The sequence below is a fragment of the Bacillus sp. FSL K6-2861 genome, assembly GCF_038630725.1.
In the GTDB taxonomy this organism is placed as follows: Bacteria; Bacillota; Bacilli; order Bacillales; family Bacillaceae; genus Bacillus; species Bacillus velezensis.
This window is the reverse complement of record NZ_CP152037.1, coordinates 1,878,705-1,902,429: the sequence shown is the minus strand read 5'-3', so window position 1 is coordinate 1,902,429 and position 23,725 is coordinate 1,878,705. Positions and strand designations below refer to the sequence as shown.

The window sequence follows — 23,725 nt, the reverse complement described above, 5'->3', positions numbered from 1 at the left end:
AAAAGAAAAACATATTATCGAGGTTCAGCTTGCTGAAACGAGACGGCCGTAAAGGCACTTTCTTTACGGACGAATTTATTATTTTTTATTTAATTATTACCCCTCTTCCCCTTTAAGGGACACACCCTTCAAACCCTTGGGACAGTTGACTTTTTTTTGTGATTTATTGCTTTATTTGCAATAAGGTTTATAAATCATTATTTAACCAATCAATTAACATTAATCTCATTCTTCTTGATGGAATATAAATTGAAATCGAATCATTATTTCTTATGCTGCTTCTCCATATCCATTGAATCATCTCTGAAAGGGCAAAATAAGTCTCATCAACTTTAATACCCTTAGAGCTAAAGTATTCAACTAATAAGGGATTACAATAACGATTAATAGCATAAACTAGTGTATTTTTATGACTATGTTCATTTGTAGACCGGATATTACATGGTATGAATCCCTTAGTATATCCCTTGCCTGAAAGCCTTGGTTTATAATCAATAAACGTTGTCCACATATTAAAGTTTGATTTAGACTTACATATGTTCTGAAAATAATTCAGGATATTATTCTGCAGTCGCTTATGTAAAACCCTTTTATTTCTGTACCATCCTTTTGATAAAGAGTACTTTTCTTCACCGATTTTATTAAGATCACCATCATATACATTTATATTGATTTTAATTTTATTCTTAATGTGCTTATCGGCTGCTGAATCATAAGGCACACACTTATATTTTCCCTTATCTTTTTTAATCATATATTTCTCATAAGGAATATTGTTTAAATCATAATAATACTTCTGCAACTGTCCATCGAACAGATATGTTAAGTTGTATACCTCTTTAAACAATTTGAATATGTCAGCAGGGAAGTTCCAAAGTATGACTGAATCATTATGTAATATTAAGTTGTTATTTAATGCAAGCTGTTTCAAGTGTTTAAACTCTCCATCATATTCCCTTTGCATATTCTTTTCTTGCTCCATGTTCCAGATTATCCGATCGTCTTTGTTAATTATCCAGTTATTTTTAAATAACATATCCAGGTCATCTGCAGATATGTTTAACTGCTTTACAACCTCTATTGCCTCGTCTAGTATCAAAGTATAATTACCTGAATAGATGAGTTCTTTTGTTGTCTCATTTGCCATCTTAAAGAGTGCGTGTGTAGTTGCTATATTCTTATTATCTGAAAGGTGCTTATGTAACGAATCCAGTTTATAAAATGTTTCTCCGTTTACGCTGTGTATCTTAGGTTCAATAAACTTCTTATCTGGACACGCTTCCTTGATCCTCTTTACCTCATCAAGATAAGGTGTAATAAAAATAAACTTATCGTCTGTAGGTGCTTCATTCATTTTTTGTATCATGTAACTTGTCTTACCTGATCCCATTATAGAATCAATTATTTTAATTTTATTCATAATAAATATAGACTTCCCCCTTTAATATTAAAAATAAAGGAACGGATAAATATTTTACCGCTCCTTCTCATATATGAAATTCAATTGTTGATTCTTTCTTCAAGATCATGAATACGTCTTTCAAGTCCAGAAAATTTCTTATCATTGTATCGGTGGTCACTTTCAATATTCTTGTTAATAATCTTAAGCATGGATACAACCTCTTCAGGTTCATTTTCTTCGATCCGTTTAACCGTTTCTTTAATATCCTTAACGTCCTGCTTAATTGTGTTAATATCCCTGGAAAGTTGCTGTATTGCTTCAAGGATCTTTTCCATTCCGCTCACCTCTAATAAGCTTAGTATAGCATGATGTTAGCTAGATTTGTTTACCTTCTTTTGGCGTATACAAAGTAAGCAATCCATAATAAAATGATGATGATACACGTTACTATGAAGATACCTGTAATAAGCGACTGTGTTCCGCTGCTGAAGTAATCTTTGATGAAGAGGAACAATAAGAATAAAACAATAAATGTTATGTTCGTAAACCATAATGAGAATCGTTTCATATTTACAATGTGCTTGTCCATGTTATAATATGGGTAGTAACTAAAGGGGAACTTAATCCCCTTTAGCGTGTTATCTGCGTATACGTTGGCGTTGTCTCTTGCTACGGAGGCGCTTGCGTGTACGCTTTTTCTTTTTGCTTTTCTTATTCTTCATCAGGTTTTGAATCTTCTCAGCTATCGTTAAACAGTTGATGATTAAAACCGTGATAGGAATAAGGAAAGCAATTGTTATACCCACTTTCTCAAGCACTCTTTTCACCTCCTTTCCTATAACTCTATTATAACACATTTTTCCTACAAAGTCATTTTATTTTTACTCTTAAAAAGGATTTTTTCAAATTATTTCGGACATTATTTATGGGTGTTTATAGGCTGTATAAGGCGTGTATGTGGATTGGACACCCAATGATACTATGATTAATTTAAAATTGATTCTAGGTGTATTAGAATGCTTCTGATGGTGTTGTTAGTGTGTTATGGGATGGATATATGATGATGTGTGGTGAAGGAATTGGATGGAGATGATTAGGTAAGCTGAGGATCTGTAATGTTGTAGATGTAATGAGATGAGGGAATATGATTAGAGTGAATATAAAATAGGTGTGTGGATTAGATGGAAATTATATAGGATAGATAACACTTCGATTCGTTCCCTTTCGTTATACACACGATTTATTTTAATGAATAGGTATTCACTTTTAAATTGACCGCTTTATTATTTTTTCAAAAATAAATATTGTTTTTCATTTGAAATTGTGTTAGAAATCTAAATTTATCAGCCAAATCATAAAAACCCTACATAACGTATCTTATATAGGGAATTCAATACCAATATATAGGGGGTATATTAACATCTAAAGGGTTAAAAACAGGAACAAACGTACCCCTAGCACTTCCATTTCCACACCCAACTTATTTTTTCACTTTCCCATTTTTCAGCCTATTTTCGCATCGTAATCGCTATCGTAAAAGCTTATAATATCAATGTTTTTCCATCCCTCATTCTCCTCTTTTTCATCATATTTATAATTCAACGACCACTTTTCCGCTCTCCTGCCTACGTTTTACGATCACAAAACACCTATTGTCCCCTTTGACAGCCCTAAAACATTGCTATTTCAACTAATTACCCCTTTCCGATCTTCATTTACGATAAGCACTTTTTCAGCTCACGATCACCAGGGGGTCATTAAAAATCAAAATAAAAAAGCCACCTTAGTAGGTAGCTTCCCTTTAAAATTAGCGTTTTAGTCTCTTCAGTGCCTCCATATACGAGGTCTTTTTCGATTCCTTGTTCTCCAGTTTCTTCGGTTTAAATAAATCCTCTCTACGTCGATTCTTAGCTTTATAAACAGTTGTTTCTTTAATCCCAGTGTTCCCATTTTCAATTAAATCATCTAACCGCTTCATCCGCTCATTGATCCAGTTTAATCCACTAAGGATCGTTATCGCCCTATTACCTTTATCATAATGTCCTTTAAATAAGTCTAGGGGCATCTTGTTATCAAAGACATTAAACAGTTCATTATACGAAATATGCTCTGTTAAGAATTCATGAACATCCAGAATAACTCCAGCTCTCATCACATTTGTAAACTCAACAGGAGTGAATATCGAATTGTTCCACGACTTTTGTATATCGTCATGCAGCTTATCAAAATACTTACCCTCATTTGTAAATTCATTGAGGTCTGTTTGAGCAATAGTCATGATTCCTGGTGTGTCAAAAAGCTGATTTAAATCCTTCCTGTCTAATGTACTGATCTTTGATCCTCTATCCGTGTAATTGAGTAAGACTTCAATTAAATCAAGGAACATCTTGTTTGTCTCCTTGTAAAGCCTGCTCTCTGAAATCTTTCCTTCATATTTACCCAAAACCATTTGATTATCCAAAGGTAAAACACATGTTTCTGGCATAGATAAGTCATCAAGTAGCTCCAGTGAATTCATCTGGTTAACCAATACCTCATTATTGTCAGGAAGGATTGGTACAGCCACTATTGTTTTATGTGTAAGACATTCGTTTAACAATTCTAATAATATAGGAGCTACCCCTGAACCGGTTCCACCAGCTGCAGAGAAAACAACAAAAATAACTTGTACTGAAGGTTTTTCCATTGTATTCTTTATAAACTCAATTGAGGACTCCCAGTTATTTTTCATATGTTTCGCTGCTGCGCTTCTGTCTTTACCTACTCCTTCTGTCCCTACCAGATGAAGCTTATCTTGAATATTGACCAATGAATTAAGGTCTGAACGTGAATAATTTATTGCGACAGAATGAAATCCTCTCTTCATCGCTTCATCTGCTACACTTCCACCGGCCTGACCAACTCCAATAAATCCAAACATCAAACCCTCTCCCCTTCTAATTGATAACTCAAAGCTTCTTGACCATATTGAGTAATAAAAATTGTATGCTCTTTACTGTTTTTCACTATATTAATAAACTGCAAGGCTTCCAGACGATCAATGCTCTTTCTAAAAGTAGCATCAGTTAGTTGAGTTTTAGCTTGAATGGTTTTTTTCCTAATTGATTTAAACTTTAAATCAGCCCCTTCATCGCTTAATAAGCCTAGAATATACAAATCATTTCGAGTTAAGTTGTCAATGACTGAATCAAAATAAGTATCCATGTAACCCCTCCTTAATATCTGATGATTTTGAAGTATCTTGGTTGATATACGATTATTATATTGTTTATTTGCATTTAAATGCAAATATTTTTGTATCTTAATGCAAATAATCATACTCTGCTTGTATGTAAACCAGTCATTTTATAAAATTTATTCAAACAGCAAAAGGATGATTTAAATGGAATATAGGGTTAAAAGTAAGTTGGATTCATTTCTAAACAGCAAAGGTATCGAAAAAGGCTGGTTAGCAGAGCAAATAAAAGCTGAAAGAGCAAGTATATCTAGATGGTGTAAAAATGACAGCGAGGGATTTGCAACCGTCCTCCCTAGTACATACAATCTTTTATTAATGGCACATATTCTAAATTGTAAAGTTGACGATCTTTTTGAATTGATCGAAATTAAATCCAATTAACTTTGGATTTTTATATTTACAAGAGTAAAAATAAAATATATAATAAAAACACAACCACATGAAGTGGTCTTTATTTTAATCATTTTAAGAGTAAAAATAAAATAGTATGGAGGTGTAAGATGAAAAAGCAGTATTTATTTAGTCATTTAATGGGGTTTATTGAGGGAAAAGTAGTCGATGGGACAGCAACACCCGAAGAAGAATACCTTTATCAGGATTACAAATGGTACGGAAAGATTAATAAGCAAAGCTTTACATATCGAAGTTTAGTAAATCAATATCTTAATAGCGAATATTAAGCACTTTTAGAGTAAAAATAAAATATACGGAGGGGATTTATTGAAAAGAAAAAAGGATGGATTGTCTAAGCAAGTTCACATATACAGTGTGGACACATCAGCATTTTATAATGACAAAGAAAATTCATTACATAATAGGATTTTGAAGTCTTATAGATACAGAGATTATCTTAAGACATTAGTTAGTGTACATAATAGACATAAGAAATACATTGCGCAAAGAATTACATACCTTAAAGAATGCCTCTACTCTGCATTCGATGAACATAATGACATAAGAACACTTCGAACTGACAGTTTAAGAGACAACAAAGTGATTTCATTATTTGATTCAGTGTTGACCCGAACATTAGGGATTAAAGAAAACACCCTTTCAGAGGAAATCATGGTTGTACAAACTTATCATTTTGAAGTATTGAAGGACATTATTGATCAAGGATTTTTACATAACAATGAAAAATACGTTTATTTCACGAGCAGCGCCGGTCAAATTCGCACAAAGAAATCATGTTTCATTAAAAAAAGCACCTACGACAAGTATCAGGATGCTTTGACCTGTGGCTTGAGCATTGAAAAGATTAATTCCCTTGGAGGGAGCAGCATTAACAAATGGAATAGCTATATGGCCCTATCAAACAGCGCCAGTAGCCCTTGGGAGATCGATATTGATAAAGCAATTGTTGTCAACGACCTAGAAACGGATGTATCAAGCCTTGTTGACTATATTGACCGAGACACCTACGAAATCACACGAAAAACAATGAACATTCCCATTGAGCATACAGATGGCTGCGGAATGATACTCCCCACTCTAAGTCGTAAAAGCTTCATGGTAAGGCTCCCGTGGGTAAAGGGTTTATTAGTCCCTTTTGATTTTCGTAAATTTGCTGAGGAAAACAAAGCTTTTAAAGTAACTGATATATACGGCAAGGAATGGGACGTAGTGAAAGATGATGTTCAAATTATCTTCACTAAAAGCCAGTTTAAAATGTGGAAGTATTATTCATCGTGGGAAGAATATCAAGGCAATTATAAAAAATATGGATGCTTAGGGGCAAAACTCAACGAAGAAGACCCTTCTGTTGAAGGTAAACTCACTTATCAAATGCTCCAGACACTTACAGATATCTCGGATGAAGAATTAATTCAAATGAGCTCAAAGACTGTAAAAGAAATAACCACATTGGGAACTGACAAAGAAACCATGTTAAGAGTTCTTGGAGCTACGGAGAAAAAGAAACATCGGACAGCTCTTCAGGACGCTTTGCTTCTATATCCAGAACTTCTTAACGATGATCACACGAAAGAAATTATTAAAAATAAAAAGAAAAGCATGATTAAAGATGCCAAATCAGGAAAATTGCTTGTTGACGGTGCTCGTTATACATACTTATGCCCTGATCTATATGCTTTCTGCGAAAAATTATTTCTGAATATGCAGAATCCAAAAGGACTGCTTTCAGGAAGTGATGTCCATTGTTCTTTATATGATGAAGGGTATATTGATATCCTCCGCTCCCCTCACTTATATAGAGAACATGGTGTTAGGCGGAACAAAAAAGATGAGAAATATGAAAAGTGGTTCATTACCCCAGGTGTTTACACAAGCATTCATGATCCGATATCTAAGTTGCTGCAGTTTGACAATGACGGGGATAAGGCCTTGATTATTTCTGATGAGTTAATCGTCAATATTGCCAAGCGTAATATGGAAAACATTGTTCCGTTGTATTATGAAATGTCTGTAGCACAGAAACAAGAGATTAATAGCAGGAACATCTATGAAGCACTAACTCTTGCTTATGGGATCAATATCGGGGAGTACAGCAACAACATCACTAAGATATGGAACAGTGACAATATAAATCTGGACGTGATCAAATGGTTATGCATGGAAAATAACTTTACTATCGATTAAATTTATAGTCGCGTCGCATAGCGATATGCGGATGAAAAGTCAGTGAACCTAGAAATCTAGGGTGTACATTCAGCGAAAAGTAGCGATAGGAAATGATCGTCAATGAGTGTGCTAACAGGGGAATTCTAATTAATACATTTTACATTTTTGAACAATGATATTTAAAACAAGGGGGTGACAAAGTGAAGTTTATAAATGAGGATGAGCATAAATATTTAAGCGGGATATATAAGATTGAGCAGATAAGCACCGGCTTAATATATGTGGGGAAAACTAAGATGAAATTTATTAAGCGTTACTGGCATCACACTTGGAAGCTGAAAAACAATTCGCACTGTAATCGACATTTGCAGAATACCTGGAATAAATATGGAGAAAACGATTTCCAATTTCATGTATTGCAAACAGTTGATCCAAACTCAGATATGAACGAATTAGAAACTCACTACATAAACGAACTAGGTGCCTATTTAAATGGCTTTAACATGACCACCGGCGGAGAGGGCAAGAGTAATTGTAAGATGTCTGACTCCACCAAAAGAATTATTGGGGAAAAGAATAGGATTAATAACACCGGAAGAAAGCTTAGTGATGAGACTAAAGCCAAAATGAGTAAAGCGAGAATTGGCAGAAAGCTCTCTCCGCAGCATAAGGAAAAGCTTTTACAATCTAGAATGAATAAAAGGCATTCGCCAGAATCTAGATTAAAGATGCGTCAGTCTCATTTAGGGTCAAAAAATAAATCCTCAAAAATAAATGAAACGAAAGCATACGAGATAAAAGTTCGATTGATTAATGGAGAAAAGATGTTCGAAGTATCAAAGTCAATGTGTGTTTCCTACCCCATCGTTAAATCAATATTAGAGTGTAAAGTATGGAATCATATTCATGTTACTGGGTGGGACGACTTTATTCTTAAATACAAAAGCAAGAAGAAAAGCACTCTTACTTCAAAAGAAGTATTTTGCATAAGAGAACTTCTTAAAAAAGGGTTATCAGCACCCCATGTTGCAAAAATGTGTAACATAAAACCCAATGTTGTCTATGGAATTAAACAAGGAAGAACCTATAAAAATGTAAAATGAATGTAGAATGTATTATATGAAAACCCTGTGCCAAGCGTTTACATCATGCTGGGAAGCACTTGTAAATGAAGGTGCAACGACCATCCTTTATGGAGTAATAATAAGGTGAAATTCCTTATTATGAAGCGCTGACCATCTGTCTAGCACAGATGATGATATGGTCTATTCCCTAATAAAATATCGGGAAACCGAGGGTATCAAAGTTCGCAAAAACCTTATTCATGCCTACCCGACCTGATCATGTTGATGAAAAAATTAAAGATTACATAAAAAATAAAGTCCCCCACTTCTTCATCAATGCAAAGGATAAAGAAGAACATAGCGTTGAGTTAATTAATGAAAGCACAGTAAATAAGTTAGACTCCATTATCCCTTCTGACCGAATTAATTTCGCAGCAGTGGCAGGAAAATTTGATTATCGCTTCCTGCTCAAGAACAGGGAGATTAAATTGGACGATGCAATTATTCGTGAATACAAACGATTAGACCAGAACAAGAAATGGCTCATGAACGATGAAGACATTAAGCCTGGACAAAAACTTTATGTCTATGAGGTCATTAAAGACAGGTTATTAAAGATTCATAGCGACGAGCAATATGTTACTGATGTTTTAGTTAAGCATTTATATAAAAAGAAAAGCAAATTCAAATCAACATTATGGGAATGTTTCGGGGATACAATCCTAGTGAATTTACGTAAGAACTTAAAGAATACAACTAAATGCAGTTCTTGTTTAAAAATAATCAAATCCTCTTCTAACCGCAAAAAATATTGCACTAGCTGTTTTAATAAAAGAGAAAAAGAACGACAAAGAGAAAAATGGCATAAGAATAAAACCAAATATCGCTCTGCTACCTAAATAGAAAGTGACCTGAGCCTTACTCCCCCAAGGGGTACAGCGATTTTACCGGAAAAAGTTTAACAAAAAAAGCGCCTTGAGCCCTTGATATGACTGGTCTTAAAGCCCCTTTTGAGATAATCGCCATAAGGGAGAAAGAAAGCTAATTTCCACATATAAGGGTGAGTACGTCTCCCATTTTTCAAAAGAAACACAAACGTTACCGTAATTATATCTTAACACAAAAATAAACAAAATCACTAGGAGGAATTAAAACATGAACAAAACTGAATTTGTAGGAGCAGTTGCAGAAAAATTAGGAGTTTCTAAGAAAGAAGCAACACCTAAAGTAGAAGCAGTATTTAATGTGGTCGTTGAAACACTAACAAAAGGTGAATCAATCAAGATTCCTGGAGTGGGAACATTTGAAGTTCGTGAACGCGCAGCTCGCAAAGGGAGAAATCCACAATCGGGTGAGGAAATTGATATTCCGGCTACAAAGTCACCTGCCTTCAAGGCTGCTAAAGCTCTAAAAGACGCAGTGAAAGCTTAATAAAAATTAATGAGGACGACAGGAAAGGCTTCCTGCACGCTTTGTCACATAGAGCTTATGCTCCTAAAAGTGGCAGAGTTAGATGTTATGGAGGAAATTGTCGCCCTCCCCTCTTTTCGCATGTGTTCATCTCCAGTTTAATTAATTAGAGTTCTTTTATTGATGGCATTGGGGTGTCGTCAATAATAAGCTGTTTACTGATATGTGGGATATCAGTTCTCCGCTAATATTCATTTGTTTGAGGACTTGGAATGCCAGGGTTTCGGATAAGTGGATATTAGCGGGGTATTGCCCCATCGTGGATGAAGCCTTTTCTAAACATGTTTATTCTCACTTTCATACGAACAAAATCATTAAATTCGACTTTACAACTACAACTGGTCATTGTGGTTAGTCGGATAATGGTCATTTATGAGGGTTCGAGGTTAACTCGGATGTCTTTATCTTAAAGAGACAGGTAAATGGCTATTATCAGGCTAAACATGTCGGTAAGACCTTTGCTACACAAGCTGAAAAATGCTGTTTATGTAGGGTGAATCCCATCACAGTCTTATTATGGGTGACATGTAGCCTGAAAATTAATTGCGGTGTATAGCTTCGGCTTACACTTAGGTAAGGCAGACGCGTCTCCCTTCCCTTTAAATAATGCCCTTGTAAGCTTTGATGCTTATTATGCGGTAATCAAAACTTTTCCGGTTAGCGAGTCTTCTATACTCGTAAAATAAGTGAAATGGTTTTTGGGCGCTTGATCATCGCTCCCATTTTGCAGGAAAGGATTATTTTCGGTCTTGCCTTTTCAATTTCACTTAGCAACACGTTCACTTTATTTCACTTTATCTCCTTCAATGTTCTGAATGGAGCCTTACCTTTCCCATGCACATACCTCCTTACACGGGTCAGAGAAAACTGTGCAAAATAAACGGCGAGCGTTTGGGACGCTTTGTTTCTCAATAAGGCGTGTAACCTGACAAGAGCATTAAAAATGCCATTGAGAAGGCTTATTAGGGTCTTTCCTTCTCGTAATTTGTTTTTGAATTCATTAAACGAGAGTAGCCGTTTAATCCCGCGTGGGAGACACAAAAGACACCTCGATACGTCCAGCTTTGGGATTCCTTCCAAAGCCAGCTACTAATCAAGTGTTTCACTGCGAATTCAGAGGTTGTTCGGCGACTACTTAACCCATTTTATGATTGAGTAGTTGGCAATAACACAGGATTGATTTCCTTCATTCGCAGCCTATAAATGAATTAGCTCATCTGCCAGGTGTAGAAGGACAATCCGGTTTTTATGCTCATGTACCATGGTGTACAAGGAGTTCCTGAAGACGTCGTTATGACGTCTTTTGTTATTTTCGGCTTACTTATAGTTTGTCGACTACAAAGGTTTCAATCGCTGAACCCGTAATCAGCGTATTCCCTGTAGATTTTGCGTACCTACGTGAGTAAATGAATAATATGTAAGAACGCTAATTCGTGTAATTCTCAAGGGAGGACGAAAAGATGGGCACAAACATTCGCGTTGAAGTTATGTATGATGACACAGTATATAGTAAGTGGGGCGACATTATTAACGAAACATATGCCGGAGATATTATCGATGCAGTTCTCGATGAAGACGTAGAAGAATACTTTGGGAAGGATCGGAAAGGTCGCGAAGTATTTGTCGGGTCACTTAACGCTTACGGTAAGCTCGTGCTGGAACCTGGATTTAAATTAGTAGACCTCAAATAACGCAATCAGAACGAGCTCCCGCACTCTACTGCGAGGTCTTTTTGTGCTTGCGTTTTACTTTACCGATCAGCCGGAATGTGCTTACGAGCCTTCCGGTACGCAAGTTATCAATAAACTCCTTCGGGCGTTTCCCCAACGCCTATCCGACTTATCTTTTCATCTCCTTTATATCCCCTTTTCGGTCGTTACCGATGCTTCGGATCATCGGGCTTCCGAAGGAGCTTATTGTACGTAAATAAAACACATATTGGAGGAATTAAATTTGGCTAAGAAAGTTCATACAGTAAATTTAAAAGGTAACTATACTTACATTGATGGAATTATTGAAGAAGAAACAAAAACAGACATCGAGCGTTATGATCTAAATTCAATCTTAAAATCATTTGATGGTCGGAAAGTGAAAATTTCTATTACCGAAGAAGACGAACTTCCACAAATCAATGAGTAGGTGGTGACTGAATGACAGCTATTTTAGATCCTGTTTTGCATCGTGAAAAAGACGAATCATTTACTGATTATCATATTAGACTTTTCAAAAACAAAGACACTTATCACATTGACACAAAAACAATTGCATCCCTTTTAAATAAGGATCAAGGAACCAACTATGATGAAAGCAAATGGCGTAAAGACTTTAAACAATTTGAACGCTGGCACGATTACTTCATCTCAAAGAATATGAACAAAGAAGTTCAACAAAAACATGAAGAAATTCGCATTGAAACCGAAAAACAAACAATCAAAGCACGAGATCAAAAAAGAGAATACCGCAAGTTCATTGCCAATCAAGCACGATTTGAAAAAATTAAAGATGATGTTGTTCAAGCTATTGCATCTCTAGAGTCAAAAAGACCCCTTCGCTTCACCTTCCCATCACCTGCTATTACTGAAAAACATGGACTTGCTCTATTCAGTGATTGGCACTTCGGAATGGAAATTGACAACCGCATTAATAAATTCAATAAAGAAATCTTTAATGAGCGTGTAGAACATCTCACCAACAAAGTGATTGAGTATGGTAAGCAGAATCACATTTCCACACTTCATGTAGCAAATCTCGGTGATTTAATCGGAGGCCTAATTCATGTGTCTACAAGAGTTCAGGCCAATGAAGATGCTGTAGAACAAATTAAATATGTATCTGAAACGCTTGCTGAGGTGTTAGCTATGTTGGCTAGTGAGTTTCAAGAGGTTAAGTTCTATAACGTTGCAGGCAATCACGGTCGCCTCTCCCCTTCTAAGAATGATGTGGGGATCAAAGAAAACTTTGAATACCTCATTAATTGGTATCTTGAAGCCAGATTGAAGAATATAAAGAACATCTCAATTGAACCTGAGCAAGACGGATTCATCCCCGCTAAAATCAACAATCAGGAAGTCGTGTTTGTGCACGGCCACTACGATCGTGTTGATCAGTGTGTAACACGATTGCCCCAATTACTTGGTTACATCCCTTCTTACATATTCGGCGGTCATATTCATCACAATTATGAAAAAGAGTATGGCAGCACAACAGTTGTAGTAAATGGAGCGCTTGTCGGTGCGGATGATTATGCTATGCAAGGTCGGTTTGGCACAAAACCTTCTCAAAAATTTATGGTTTTTGATGATGCAGGTATTGAGGCTACATACATAATTCGCTTTAAGAATGATACACACAACAGAGCCTAATCGAAGTATTAGGACATTATTTTTTCAACTAATGGAGTCTCGATGCAGGCTCCTCTTATTTTGTTAAAACTTTAATTTTATAGAGATGAGGATGATTGAAAGAAGAAACTAAAGTTCTTTGGGAATATGTAAAGCTACTAAAAGAAATTAATGATAGTGGTTATCTGTGTAACAGGGAATTAAAAGACGCCCTAGCAAGTTTGCATAAAAGCCTGGGATTTGAGAAAGCCACTAAAAGTGAACAATTGAACCAAGACGTCAAATTCTCTACTAAACCCTTAAACGGAACGAGTTACACATTGAGTGCGGGCCATAATCCTGAAAGAATTGCTGTAATTAATCCTGGAAGAGAAGAAACAACCTTTTTAATTATTGATTTAAATAATTCCCGTATTGAGGACATCTCTAAGAAAGTGGAGCATGGAACGTTTAAACATCAGGCTAGTCAAATAAAAGCCATGATTATAGACAAACGACCGAGTAAATTAATAATTGATGCAAACGGTATTGGAAAAGGTTTGCTTGATGCTCTTGCTGATATATTAAAAGGAACCAAGGTTGTTTTGTCCAAAAATGGTACCTTAACTTATAAATAAAATACTTTTTTAGAACGCCTAGTGATGATTGAGGAAGTCTTGTCCCCTCTCTATTGCTGGGCGTTTTATAAAACGTGTTTTTGAACAATAATACGGAGGTGAACCAATGCCAAGAAAAGCCAAAGAAAAGGAAAAATTGATTTGTGCTGCTTGTCAAAAAGAAAAGGACAAAGAGTCGGGGTTCTATAATTCACGAAGTAGCCTGTATGAGAAGACAGGAAAAGTCCCTATTTGCAAGACTTGCTTGAAGAAAAACATTGATTATAACAATATTGAATCAATATATACAGTCTTACAACAGATTGATGTTAAATTTGATCCGTTGTATTGGGATCAAGCTGAAAAGAGAAAAACTGATACATTTAGCGCTTATATGACTATGGCTAATTCATTAAAGCAATTTAACGGGACTGGTTGGAAAGACAGTATATTTGTAAAAGAAGAAATTAAAAACGTTACAACAAATGAAGAAGAGAAACAAACCACGCAAAATATTGATTCAGATTATCTAGAGAAACTTAAAGAAAATTACGGATATGGTTACCCCGATGACGACTATCTCCTTTTCGAAAAGAAATTCCTTCAACTCAAACCCTCTTTTCAGTTACTTACCACAATGCATGAAGAGTGCTTGCGAGAATACTGTGTAAATAAAGTATACGAGACACTTGCAAAAGCAAAAGGAGATTTCAAACAGGCTAAAGACTGGGCTGCAATGGCAAAAGATACAGCTGAAGCAGGTAAATTAAAACCTTCTCAAATGAGTAAAGCTGATTTATCGCAAGGTCTAGATGGATTTGGTCAATTGGCCAGAATGGTTGAAGAGAAAGTTGACATTATCCCTATCTTACCGAAGTTTGTTTCTCAACCAAAAGATAAACCAGATGTTGTTCTATGGTGTTATTTGAATTATGTTCGGGACTTAAAAGGTCTTCCTGCGGCTGATTATAAAGATATCTACAACTTTTATGAAGAACGGAGAGCTGATTATGAGAAACAAGAATTAGATAATGATCCTTCCATGAGGGAGTTATAAATATGGCTTCGAGAAAGAACTTTCAAAGAGATAATTTTAAATACACCAAACAAAGTTCAAGATTAGACAGCGACCCTGAATTCAACTCCCCTGTTCAAGCAAATCAAAATAAGGTTGATACTTTTGAGCGAAATTTAGACAAATGGATTGAATTTGTTCAATGGGCAAGGTGGTTTCCTGATTTATGGTACGACTTAATTAAGCCAGAAAAAGGCGGCATGAGGCTAGACTTAGATCAAAGGGTTTTCCTAAGATGTATGAGTCGTTTTGTAAGTACGTATGGAGTTTTCCCTCGTGGGTTTGGTAAAACGATGCTTGAGTTAATGTCAATTTACCATACTGCTATTTGGTTTCCTGATATCACAATAGCCATGTCAGCACAAACCAGAGAAAACGCTGCTTCAATTAGTGAAGAGAAACACAATGAAATTATGAAGTGGTTTCCTTTAATGAAAAATGAATTAGCTGGGAGACCTTCTTTTACTAAAGACTCTGTTGAGGTTAAGTTTTCTTCAGGAGGAGTTTATTCTGTACTGGCAAATGCACAGTCTACAAAAGGCCAGCGTAGAAGAAGGCTAAATGTTGAAGAATCAGCTCTTTTAAATAACGAGCTATTTAAAGATGTGCTTGAACCAGTAGTAAACGTACCCAGAAGAACAATTGGTAAGCTTGCTACAGTAAACCCTTTTGAATTGAACGGAATGATTAATTACCTAACAACGTCAGGCTATCGAGGATCGGATGAATTCAACAGGATTTTAAACATGCTTGATGAAATGGCTGATTTAAAAGGGAAAATTGTTCTAGGAGCAAGCTGGGAGTTACCTTGTCACTTTGGCAGAGGTGAAACACGGACTCAAATACTTGCAAAGAAAAACGATCCTACAACCTCATCAACTGCTTTTGCAATGAACTATGAGTCTAAATGGGTTGGTGCGAGTGATGGAGCACTTATCAACATTAGCAAATTGATCAAAGCAAGGACAATTACAAACCCAGAACTGACCTGCCCTAGAGATAAGAATAAGAATTTCTTATTAAATGAATATGTGATTGGGGTCGATGTTGCCCGCTCAAGTGAAAAGTCAAACAACAAAACAGCCATCATTGTTCTGAAGATTATTCGCAACTCCAATAATGCAATTAGACAAGTCCAGGTTGTAAATATAATCGAGCCACCAAATGGATTGAATTTTAAAGAGCAATCGATCATGGTTAAAAGGGTTTTCAAAAACTATGGAGGTAATGAAGATCTATCTATATCAAGAGTTAGAGCTGTGATTGTGGATGGAAACGGAGTCGGAAGTGGACTAGTGGATAGACTTCTAGAAGATGTTACAGATCCAGAAACGAATGAAGAATTAGGATGCTGGGCAACAATCAATACTGATCAGAAGCCAGATGTTCCAAACTCCCCTGCTATTGTTTACAACCTCAAATCTCAAGGGATTAATGACAAGATTATTACCACTTTCTTAGATTATGTTGAATCTGGAAAGTTGAAATTATTGAGACCATATGAAGAAATAAAAAGCAAAAAAGTCATCAGCGACGATATAATGGTTGAGGCCACATGTATTCAAACACAACTATTAATTGATGAAGTAGCCAACTTAAGGCTAAAGAAAACACAGAACTCAATTAGCGTTGAACAAGTAGTTAAACGTATTGATAAAGATAGGTACAGTGCATTGAGTTACGCTCTTTACTACATAGCTTTATTTTTAGAAAAGGAAGAATCCGATGATGAGTATTCATTTGGATTCTTTTTTAATTAGAAATTGAGGAGGTGAATAATGACTACACCTGAACCACAGCCATCATATGAGTTTAATACAAATTTAACACCGCTTGATTCATTGTTCTTTAATGATTTATTTAACGGCATTTCTTACGACAAAGTTAAATCATGGCTGAAAGACCACAACGCCTACAATAAACAGATTAGAGATGCCTCTAAATTGCTTTATAACGCAAATGGTGTGTATAGAAACGTTATTGACTACATGGTAGCCCTCCCTACTTTAGACAGAGTTATATTGGGGTCAAGTAAAGCAACTAATTTTAAATCGAACAAACAAAAGTTCAACCTGGCTTTAGGGAAAATCAGTGACAAAAGTGTTGTCAGGGATTCATTAGGAAAGCTCAGCAAATATGGTACTGGTTTTTATTATTTTGATTCTGTGGGGAAGGAATCATTCACCACTACTCTAAGTGACAATGAGATCGGATCAATAACTGAATCAAATACCATTGACGACTTTAATTGTTCAGTCCTCCCCCTTCCTCTCGATTATTGCAAAATTATCGGCAGGAAAAATTCCTCTTATCAGTTAGCTTTTGATGTCTCCTATTTTGACAAGTTCACAAGTAACGGAAGGTCGCTCAAGCTTAAACGATGGCCAGAAGAAATCAGACAAGGTTATAGAGCTTATAAAAAAGATCAAAATCGAAAATGGCTAGTTCTTGATAACAATAAGACCATTGCTGTTAAAGGAAGTAGCGACATTGAAGATCAATGGGGACGCCCAATCGGTTTATCTGCATTTATTGATATGGTTTATGATGAATACTTTGTTGACACTAAACGGAACATTTTAGATGAGCTTAACAGTACTTTAATCTACCAGACCTTCCCTGAAGGCGATCAAAAAGGTAAATCAGCTTTATCTCAAAAGCAACAGGAACAGCAGCACGAGAATATAAAAAAAGCGTTAGTTGCCAAAGGCAGTGTTAAAGGGGTTAAGTTCTTCTCTTTGGCTTCGGGAACAAAATTAGACAAGTTAGAAACTAATGTGGATTTCTTGAAGGTAAAAGGTGAAGACGAGCTCATTAAACGAATCACTACAAATTTAGGATTTGCAGGATCTGCTCTCAATGGTCAAGACGGTAACTACTCTTCTCAACAAACCAATATTGAGATGGTTTCTTCCCAAATATTCTCCTGGTTAGAACAAATCCAAAGTGAATTTAACAAGGTGATAAACGCCAACATCATCAAAGATCCTCGCTCTTATATTGAGGTTTACTACCTCCCTCTTACCCACGTTAACAGGAAAGAAAAAGTCCAAAACATGAAAGACCTTTATACAAGTGGTCGAGGCAGCCTTATTGCTTGGATAGCCGCTACTGGATGGAATCCTGATGCTTACTTATCCCTAATGGAATATGAAAAAGACGAAGGTTTTGATGAAAAGTTCCCTGTTCATGCAACCTCTTTCACAATGAGCAAGGATAGTGATAAGTCAGCCGGCGCACCTGAGATCGATACTCCGAAAAATGAAAACACGATTAAATCGAAGACAAATAACAGTAACGGAACGCCTTCTGGCTCTTGAGAGGAGGTGATTAGTATTTGAAAAGCACGATTTTAGAAATTAACAATCAGAAAAAAACCAGTGGTCAGACATACATCAAGTGGGTCGTTCTTGAAATTCATGAAAACAATACTCAATTTAACAAGAATGGCATTACCTGGCTGGAGAAATACATAAACGCTAACCTTGAATCAATCAAGTTAATGCCAATTTGCGCAGAGTTCTTGGATGATGAAAACAGTGAGCCATTCGGACACGGGTTAACAGAAGTCAAGGACGGTACCCCGCTCTTTGAAAACAGCGCTGTGGTTGGTACGACCACCAATGCTTACATTGATACTATAGATGTTAATGGTGAGCCAAAAAGAGTGTTAATAGCTGAAGGCTTCCTATACAACCAGCGCTACCCTAAATTTGTTCAATGGTTAAAATCAAAAATGTTTGATGGTGATTTCCCTGAAACCTCGGTTGAGATAGCAGCTGTGGAAGGTTCAGATGCAATTGAATATGAAGGTGGCTGGAAAGAACAAGGACGTATACCTATGAAATTTGACTTTACAGGTGATGCAATTTTAGGTATTGACCCTGCAGATGACGCTGCCATTTTACTTGAATTAAACAGTAACAAAAAGGAGGATAATTTAATGTCAAAATCTCAAGAAGAAGTAGTCCTTGAGTTAAACAACAAACTTGATAATAAGAATAAAGAAATTGGAGAGTTAAATCAAAAAGTTGAGAAACTTACTGAGGACTTAAAGCAAAAAACCGAAGAACTGAATGCTGCTGTTAAAGCTGCAAAGGATGAAAAAGCTAAGGCTGAAGCAAAAGAAAAAGAAGCGCAAAAAGCCAAGGATGAAAAAGCCAAGGCAGATGAAGAGCTTAATTCCCTAAAGGAATTCAAAAACAAGGCGGTAGCCGAAAAGATGCAAGGAGAGCTTAACCAAGCTTTAAAGGAATATTCTCCTGAAGAAAAGGATGTCGCAAAAGAGAAAATTGAAATGTTCTCTAAGTCCCCTTCTATCGAGCTTAAAAACGAAATTATTTCTGAAATCAACTCAGCAATCGCTCGATCCTTCATCGCTGAACGCTCAAAGAAACAAGCCTCTGAGACTAATAGCAAAAATTTCGATATTTATTCAGACGTTCGTGATTCTGGGCAACAAGGTTCAGTGACAATTGATGATCTTTATTAAGATAAAATAACACTTTTATAAAATTTAGGAGGAATACTCAATGTTCAAATTCGGAACAATTGGTGCTTACAAACAAGTACGAAATAATCCACGTTGCAAGGCTAGTGTCGATTTAGTCCCTGGTCTAGTCGTAATTCCTAACGATTCATCTGGTAATGCATTCCCTCCAGGCGCATCTTCAACTGCAAAAGGTGATGTGTATGTGGTTGGAAACATTATTGATAAACCTGAAATCCGTGATAAAGCCGACTTCAAAGTTTTAAAAGGTGAATATGTCCTTGCTTTTAATTTAGCAGACTTAAAAGGACTGCCCATTGAACTCAGCTCAGACGTGGTAGTTGATTATGACGCGCTTGTTAAAGATGACGTATTGGTTCCTGCTGCGGACAAAACAGGTAATTGGGTTAAAGCTGGAGATGACGTTGCAGAGTTTAAAGTATCTCTAAAAGTCTTAGAGAAAAATACATTTGGCGGAAAAGGTTTGTACCTAACAGTACAGGCTTAATTAATATTCTGGAGGTAATTATTAATGTTTACAGTTGAATTAAACAATGTTCAAAAAGACTCAAACCATTATGCAAATGCTAAATTGAATGCTAAGTCCCCTATTGTAGAAATCTTTTCTGCAGCTGCAACGGGTCAAGATCTTTCCAAATTTGGAGCAAAAGCCAATGCCGCTATGACCCATGTGAAGGAACTAGCCTCCAAAGCTCTAATGGGCAACCCTGTAGCTAAAGCTGAGATCAACACAATTGTGCGTTATGCTATTGAGCCTAAACTTATTTCAGCAATTAAACTATTTGATTTTATGGGTACGTTCAGACCCATTGGTTATGATGAGCAACCAATGATGACAACATACGCACATGAATCTATCCGAAGCCAATTCCAAGCTTCTCGTGGTGACGTACCGTTCGCTACTACAACTTGGAGCGAATACCCAATTGGAACACAAACCATTTCTTCTGGTTATGCTGTTAACTATCGTGAGATTCAAAGTGGGAATCTTGATAAAGTAGCTGAAGGCATGGAACAAGTTCAAACAGATATGATGAACAAAGCAATGTACTATGTTGTAAACGAAATGTTCAATGCAATTAAAAATGCAACAGGCGTTAAATACTTTGCTGAAACCGAAAATATTACTAAATCTTCTGTAGACGACATAATCAAAAAGATTCGTCGATTTGGACAACCTTCCATTGTTGGTGATTTTTCTGTTGTTTCTCAGTTAAATGACTTTGCGGGATTCCAGGCTGTAGCTGGAGATGCTTCAAGCACTAAGCTCCCTCAATCTGTGATGGATGAGATCAGAAGAACTGGATTGCTTAACACTTATAAAGGTTCTTCTGTTGTAGAATTACCTAACGCTTATAATCTTACTGAATTAAATAAAGCCAGCGACAACTTCAAAACATATCTTCCTGAAGGACTTCTCTTCTTCATTCCTCAAGGTAAAAAGTCTCCTCTTCAAGTTTTCCAAAAAGGCGGACTCACATCAATGAATGGTAACGACATTATCACTGGAACTGAGATTACTCGTTTTGATATGGAAATTGGAGCTGGTGTAGCCAAAGGACAAGAACATCAAATTGGTCTCATCAGAGACACAAGATATGAATTATCACAAATTTAAACAATTTAAAATCTAGGAGGGCTGTGTCCCTCCTTTTATTTTTGGAGGGATTACATGTCTTTTAATTTAGATAAAAAGATTACAATTAAAAATTTATGCCCATGGGATTTATATTTCCGAAAAATTGATACTCACGGAGACTTCAGATTACCGGCCAATGGAATTAGACAGATTACAGCTGGGGAAGTGCAATCCCAAGTCTATGACAATACCTCACTATTCACTGGAACTGACGGTCAAGGTACTCATGCCAAAATCTATATCGATGACAAAGAAACCCGGGTACACTTAGGTTTCGAGACTGATGATAAAGACGACAAGCAAGAAGTTGTTACTGTAGAACGGATTAAGCAAATCTTGGGGTATAAAACACAAAAAGCCTTCGAAGAAAACGTTCAAAAGGAAATCTTACTTGAGTCTGAAAAAGCTCAACTGTTTGATGTAGCTAAAAAAGAAAAGATTAATGATTACACCAAGATTAAGTTCATTGAAGACTACACTGGATTTAAATTTGATACTCAATCATAAGGGGGTTAAATCTTGACTCCTTATGAGAAAGTAATTAACGTTTTCCACTCAATGTTTCAATCAAATGAAGTTCTCCCCGATGGACTTGAGCAGCAATTTTTCACTAACGCCGTGGGTGAATATGAAACTGAACTAACGGAACTTGGCTTTGATGAAGAGTCCAATACATTTAAAGATCCCCTCACATCTCCTCAAATTCAGATTTTAGGAATGCTCATGTATAAAGGTTATCTTGGAAGATACCGGGACAGAGCCCTAAAATTAAATAACGTTGTGGGGCGAGATATTCAATTGACGGGGTTAGCAAATACAAAAGCTCAAGTTAACAGGGCATACGAAGACCTAATCGATGATATCGAAAAAAAGTTGAGCAAATTAAAAATGAATAACTTTGATTGAGGTGATTAGATGTCTATAGATTGGTATCTAACCTCTTCTTCAAATTATTTGAGTGGCTGGGAAAACGAAGAGTTTAATTCAAACAAGTATGAAATCTTCAAGGAAATCTTAGCAAATTCACCTGAAACTTACGATATTGAATTGAATGGCAAACCTGAACAGGTAATAATTCAAACCACTCAGGACAGCGAAACAAAAAAAGTCCTTACAGTTTTAGGCTTATTGAATCGTGGAGACTTGATTTTGTATGACAGTAGTTACTGGCTAGTTAATTCACGTCCTACCGATAACAAAATGAATGACAGTGCTACTATGCGGCTTTGTAATTCATCAATTAGTCTAACATCTTCTGATGAACTAATTGATTCTGGGAAGATTGATGAAGTTACAGGGAGACCGATAAAGATTAAAGTACCTGGTGAGAAGGTTGACATCCCGTGTGTTTTAGAACGAACAACCTCAACAATTGGATCAGAATTGGCCATAAATATTCCTGAGGGACAGGCACACGTTACCATCCCCTTTTTAAAACATGAAAAATTAAAGAAGGGTCTTTTTCTTTCTTTTTATGGCGAGGAATTCCGTGTTGATGATATAGACTATTCCAAGGTTTATGGAGACACTGGAACAATTAGACTTATAGCCAAAAAGAAAGTTGGAGGTGATAGCGAATGAGTATGATGGTCGAACATATCACAACTGTATTCAGAACTATTATGAATGATAAAGAATTGAATCGTCTTTTATATTATAAAGATGACCCTCTCTCCTCTTCTCTCCCTGACGTTCAGACGTTGGAAAATTATTATGATCCAGTTGATGATTCCCCATCGATATTAAGCTCCATAATTAAACGTGCTCCCAAAACTGATGATTTAACCGACCAACCAATTTGCAGACTTTGTGTTTATCTTGGCAATGGAATCCCTAAATCCTCAGATCAAAGTGTAATGCTGCTAGACCAAGATTTGATGATTGATGTTTATACACACATTAACACTTATGAAGAGACTGAATTCAGGAATCTGAAAATTACTGATCGTATTTGTGGGATGCTCTTCAATCAAAATTTTGCTGGTATCGGTAAAAGTGTTAGATACACAAGGTTGCTCATATCGAACGCACCTGAAGGGTATTTGGGATACAAATTGATATTCACTTTCGGAGCAAGTAAATGAATGTGTTAAAGGATTTTTTCTTTTTAGGAAGGCCTATTAACACTGATGTCGGTGCTATCAGCTTTATTCGCTTAAGAGATTACCCAGAGTACATAAGTGAGCTAAATATGATGAAAATGAGCAAGAAGGAAATCATTAGGAACTTTTTAAAAATCAACAATGACGGTTCATTAAATGATTTAATTATCGAATTGAAGAAGAACAGCCTCTTCAAAATTGTTCATGATTACTTACCTGAATTTAACCAAGCTTATTTTAAAGTGTTTAGCAAAGTATTTGTGGACAAAGAGTCACTAAAGCTTATTGATCAGAAAGCATTTAATAATGTTAGAAAATTGATATTAGAGATGCATTGTTTGACTGAAGAGAAAATTGTTGAAAATGATGAATTGCAGGAGTTTAATGATTTAAATAATCAATTAAAGCTCCAAAATTCTCAAAATGATTTAAAGGACATCGTCAGCTGTGTGACTGCTTTTAATGGATATACATATCAAGAGGTAGCCGATATGACAATTTACCAATTGTACCTGTCATATTACAGAATGGGCGAAATAATGAATTATAACACTTCTGCGTTATTCGCTACTGTAGCAACTGATGTGAAAATCGGTGACTGGAATAGTCATGTAGACATGTATAAAGAAGAAAAGCACCACCTTAGTACGGCAGATGCCAAAAATTTAGAGCAATTATTCGGAGACTGATTTTCAGTCTCTTTTTCAT

Annotated in this window: 25 protein-coding genes and 2 pseudogenes; 22 read left to right on the top strand and 5 right to left on the bottom strand. The window is 36.0% G+C overall.

Annotated features, from left to right (window positions below; all coding sequences use genetic code 11):
* Positions 1–187 precede the first annotated feature (187 nt).
* From NYE62_RS09170 to NYE62_RS09150, 5 genes are all read right to left on the bottom strand, one after another.
* Entirely contained in the window at positions 188–1,420 is a 1,233-nt protein-coding gene (locus tag NYE62_RS09170; RefSeq protein ID WP_053574275.1) for a hypothetical protein, read from the bottom strand.
* Between the two features lie 80 nt (positions 1,421–1,500).
* Entirely contained in the window at positions 1,501–1,737 is a 237-nt protein-coding gene (locus NYE62_RS09165; RefSeq protein ID WP_053574274.1) for a hypothetical protein, read from the bottom strand.
* A gap of 303 nt (positions 1,738–2,040) precedes the next feature.
* Complete coding sequence (locus NYE62_RS09160; protein WP_338706756.1) at positions 2,041–2,220, bottom strand: hypothetical protein; 180 nt, start codon at positions 2,218–2,220, stop codon at positions 2,041–2,043.
* A 989-nt stretch (positions 2,221–3,209) separates the two neighbouring features.
* The gene (locus tag NYE62_RS09155) at positions 3,210–4,322 is read right to left on the bottom strand and encodes a cell division protein FtsZ (protein ID WP_342497400.1); all 1,113 of its coding nucleotides are present in this window, start codon (positions 4,320–4,322) and stop codon (positions 3,210–3,212) included.
* Positions 4,322–4,606: a hypothetical protein gene (locus NYE62_RS09150; protein ID WP_124692900.1), complete on the bottom strand. Its 285-nt coding sequence runs from the start codon at positions 4,604–4,606 to the stop codon at positions 4,322–4,324. Before NYE62_RS09150 ends, NYE62_RS09155 begins: the two co-directional genes overlap by 1 nt.
* A 178-nt stretch (positions 4,607–4,784) precedes the next feature.
* On the opposite strand from NYE62_RS09150, the gene NYE62_RS09145 reads away from it, so the two are divergent.
* The 22 genes and pseudogenes from NYE62_RS09145 (at position 4,785) to NYE62_RS09040 (ending at position 23,706) form a co-directional block, all read left to right on the top strand.
* A complete protein-coding gene (locus NYE62_RS09145) occupies positions 4,785–5,021 on the top strand; it encodes a helix-turn-helix domain-containing protein (RefSeq protein WP_021493593.1) in 237 nt (78 codons plus the stop codon).
* Between the two features lie 119 nt (positions 5,022–5,140).
* A complete protein-coding gene (locus NYE62_RS09140) occupies positions 5,141–5,320 on the top strand; it encodes a hypothetical protein (protein ID WP_014417885.1) in 180 nt (59 codons plus the stop codon).
* Positions 5,321–5,360: 40 nt separating this feature from the next.
* Positions 5,361–7,235, top strand: a pseudogene (locus tag NYE62_RS09135) (hypothetical protein); the annotation flags it as partial.
* Between the two features lie 185 nt (positions 7,236–7,420).
* Positions 7,421–8,323, top strand: coding sequence for an NUMOD3 domain-containing DNA-binding protein (locus NYE62_RS09130; RefSeq protein ID WP_020954167.1), 903 nt, complete (start codon positions 7,421–7,423; stop codon positions 8,321–8,323).
* 221 nt (positions 8,324–8,544) lie between these two features.
* Complete coding sequence (locus tag NYE62_RS09125) at positions 8,545–9,183, top strand: hypothetical protein (protein ID WP_342497399.1); 639 nt, start codon at positions 8,545–8,547, stop codon at positions 9,181–9,183.
* A gap of 256 nt (positions 9,184–9,439) precedes the next feature.
* The gene (locus NYE62_RS09120) at positions 9,440–9,715 is read left to right on the top strand and encodes an HU family DNA-binding protein (RefSeq protein ID WP_327973096.1); all 276 of its coding nucleotides are present in this window, start codon (positions 9,440–9,442) and stop codon (positions 9,713–9,715) included.
* A 587-nt stretch (positions 9,716–10,302) separates the two neighbouring features.
* Positions 10,303–10,457: pseudogene (locus tag NYE62_RS09115) on the top strand (hypothetical protein); the annotation flags it as partial.
* A gap of 757 nt (positions 10,458–11,214) precedes the next feature.
* The gene (locus tag NYE62_RS09110; RefSeq protein WP_342497398.1) at positions 11,215–11,445 is read left to right on the top strand and encodes a hypothetical protein; all 231 of its coding nucleotides are present in this window, start codon (positions 11,215–11,217) and stop codon (positions 11,443–11,445) included.
* Positions 11,446–11,707: 262 nt separating this feature from the next.
* Positions 11,708–11,893: a YonK family protein gene (locus NYE62_RS09105; protein WP_019712268.1), complete on the top strand. Its 186-nt coding sequence runs from the start codon at positions 11,708–11,710 to the stop codon at positions 11,891–11,893.
* Positions 11,894–11,904: 11 nt separating this feature from the next.
* Positions 11,905–13,116 carry a metallophosphoesterase family protein gene (locus NYE62_RS09100; protein WP_342497397.1) on the top strand — a complete coding sequence of 404 codons (1,212 nt, stop codon included), beginning with the start codon at positions 11,905–11,907 and terminating at the stop codon, positions 13,114–13,116.
* Between the two features lie 95 nt (positions 13,117–13,211).
* Positions 13,212–13,712: a hypothetical protein gene (locus NYE62_RS09095; RefSeq protein WP_053574381.1), complete on the top strand. Its 501-nt coding sequence runs from the start codon at positions 13,212–13,214 to the stop codon at positions 13,710–13,712.
* Between the two features lie 106 nt (positions 13,713–13,818).
* The gene (locus NYE62_RS09090) at positions 13,819–14,748 is read left to right on the top strand and encodes a hypothetical protein (RefSeq protein ID WP_201741784.1); all 930 of its coding nucleotides are present in this window, start codon (positions 13,819–13,821) and stop codon (positions 14,746–14,748) included.
* Positions 14,749–14,750: 2 nt separating this feature from the next.
* Positions 14,751–16,526 (top strand): hypothetical protein, encoded by a 1,776-nt coding sequence (locus NYE62_RS09085; protein WP_201741785.1) that lies wholly within the window; start codon positions 14,751–14,753, stop codon positions 16,524–16,526.
* 18 nt (positions 16,527–16,544) lie between these two features.
* Positions 16,545–18,086: a hypothetical protein gene (locus NYE62_RS09080; RefSeq protein WP_341123973.1), complete on the top strand. Its 1,542-nt coding sequence runs from the start codon at positions 16,545–16,547 to the stop codon at positions 18,084–18,086.
* Between the two features lie 17 nt (positions 18,087–18,103).
* Positions 18,104–19,258, top strand: a complete 1,155-nt coding sequence (locus tag NYE62_RS09075) for a hypothetical protein (protein ID WP_038458738.1) — start codon at positions 18,104–18,106, stop codon at positions 19,256–19,258.
* Between the two features lie 40 nt (positions 19,259–19,298).
* Positions 19,299–19,763 (top strand): hypothetical protein, encoded by a 465-nt coding sequence (locus NYE62_RS09070; RefSeq protein WP_225045995.1) that lies wholly within the window; start codon positions 19,299–19,301, stop codon positions 19,761–19,763.
* Positions 19,764–19,787: 24 nt separating this feature from the next.
* Positions 19,788–20,894, top strand: a complete 1,107-nt coding sequence (locus NYE62_RS09065; protein ID WP_225045994.1) for a hypothetical protein — start codon at positions 19,788–19,790, stop codon at positions 20,892–20,894.
* Positions 20,895–20,948: 54 nt separating this feature from the next.
* Positions 20,949–21,422 carry a hypothetical protein gene (locus tag NYE62_RS09060; RefSeq protein ID WP_342497396.1) on the top strand — a complete coding sequence of 158 codons (474 nt, stop codon included), beginning with the start codon at positions 20,949–20,951 and terminating at the stop codon, positions 21,420–21,422.
* 12 nt (positions 21,423–21,434) lie between these two features.
* On the top strand, positions 21,435–21,821 hold the full coding sequence (locus NYE62_RS09055; RefSeq protein WP_014470104.1) for a hypothetical protein: 387 nt from the start codon (positions 21,435–21,437) through the stop codon (positions 21,819–21,821).
* 9 nt (positions 21,822–21,830) lie between these two features.
* Positions 21,831–22,496: a hypothetical protein gene (locus tag NYE62_RS09050; RefSeq protein WP_253600115.1), complete on the top strand. Its 666-nt coding sequence runs from the start codon at positions 21,831–21,833 to the stop codon at positions 22,494–22,496.
* Positions 22,493–22,999, top strand: coding sequence for a hypothetical protein (locus NYE62_RS09045; RefSeq protein ID WP_342497395.1), 507 nt, complete (start codon positions 22,493–22,495; stop codon positions 22,997–22,999). The genes NYE62_RS09050 and NYE62_RS09045 overlap by 4 nt, the downstream gene beginning before the upstream one ends.
* Positions 22,996–23,706 carry a hypothetical protein gene (locus NYE62_RS09040; protein ID WP_069007082.1) on the top strand — a complete coding sequence of 237 codons (711 nt, stop codon included), beginning with the start codon at positions 22,996–22,998 and terminating at the stop codon, positions 23,704–23,706. Before NYE62_RS09045 ends, NYE62_RS09040 begins: the two co-directional genes overlap by 4 nt.
* Positions 23,707–23,725 lie beyond the last annotated feature (19 nt).

Bases quoted from the DNA above. Each gene is read 5' to 3' on its own strand.
- NYE62_RS09170 (WP_053574275.1), bottom strand. From the start codon at position 1,420: ATGAATAAAATTAAAATAATTGATTCTATAATGGGATCAGGTAAGACA.
- NYE62_RS09165 (WP_053574274.1), bottom strand. From the start codon at position 1,737: ATGGAAAAGATCCTTGAAGCAATACAGCAACTTTCCAGGGATATTAAC.
- NYE62_RS09155 (WP_342497400.1), bottom strand. From the start codon at position 4,322: ATGTTTGGATTTATTGGAGTTGGTCAGGCCGGTGGAAGTGTAGCAGAT.
- NYE62_RS09150 (WP_124692900.1), bottom strand. From the start codon at position 4,606: ATGGATACTTATTTTGATTCAGTCATTGACAACTTAACTCGAAATGAT.
- NYE62_RS09145 (WP_021493593.1), top strand. From the start codon at position 4,785: ATGGAATATAGGGTTAAAAGTAAGTTGGATTCATTTCTAAACAGCAAA.
- NYE62_RS09140 (WP_014417885.1), top strand. From the start codon at position 5,141: ATGAAAAAGCAGTATTTATTTAGTCATTTAATGGGGTTTATTGAGGGA.
- NYE62_RS09125 (WP_342497399.1), top strand. From the start codon at position 8,545: ATGCCTACCCGACCTGATCATGTTGATGAAAAAATTAAAGATTACATA.
- NYE62_RS09120 (WP_327973096.1), top strand. From the start codon at position 9,440: ATGAACAAAACTGAATTTGTAGGAGCAGTTGCAGAAAAATTAGGAGTT.
- NYE62_RS09110 (WP_342497398.1), top strand. From the start codon at position 11,215: ATGGGCACAAACATTCGCGTTGAAGTTATGTATGATGACACAGTATAT.
- NYE62_RS09100 (WP_342497397.1), top strand. From the start codon at position 11,905: ATGACAGCTATTTTAGATCCTGTTTTGCATCGTGAAAAAGACGAATCA.
- NYE62_RS09090 (WP_201741784.1), top strand. From the start codon at position 13,819: ATGCCAAGAAAAGCCAAAGAAAAGGAAAAATTGATTTGTGCTGCTTGT.
- NYE62_RS09085 (WP_201741785.1), top strand. From the start codon at position 14,751: ATGGCTTCGAGAAAGAACTTTCAAAGAGATAATTTTAAATACACCAAA.
- NYE62_RS09080 (WP_341123973.1), top strand. From the start codon at position 16,545: ATGACTACACCTGAACCACAGCCATCATATGAGTTTAATACAAATTTA.
- NYE62_RS09070 (WP_225045995.1), top strand. From the start codon at position 19,299: ATGTTCAAATTCGGAACAATTGGTGCTTACAAACAAGTACGAAATAAT.
- NYE62_RS09065 (WP_225045994.1), top strand. From the start codon at position 19,788: ATGTTTACAGTTGAATTAAACAATGTTCAAAAAGACTCAAACCATTAT.
- NYE62_RS09060 (WP_342497396.1), top strand. From the start codon at position 20,949: ATGTCTTTTAATTTAGATAAAAAGATTACAATTAAAAATTTATGCCCA.
- NYE62_RS09050 (WP_253600115.1), top strand. From the start codon at position 21,831: ATGTCTATAGATTGGTATCTAACCTCTTCTTCAAATTATTTGAGTGGC.
- NYE62_RS09045 (WP_342497395.1), top strand. From the start codon at position 22,493: ATGAGTATGATGGTCGAACATATCACAACTGTATTCAGAACTATTATG.
- NYE62_RS09040 (WP_069007082.1), top strand. From the start codon at position 22,996: ATGAATGTGTTAAAGGATTTTTTCTTTTTAGGAAGGCCTATTAACACT.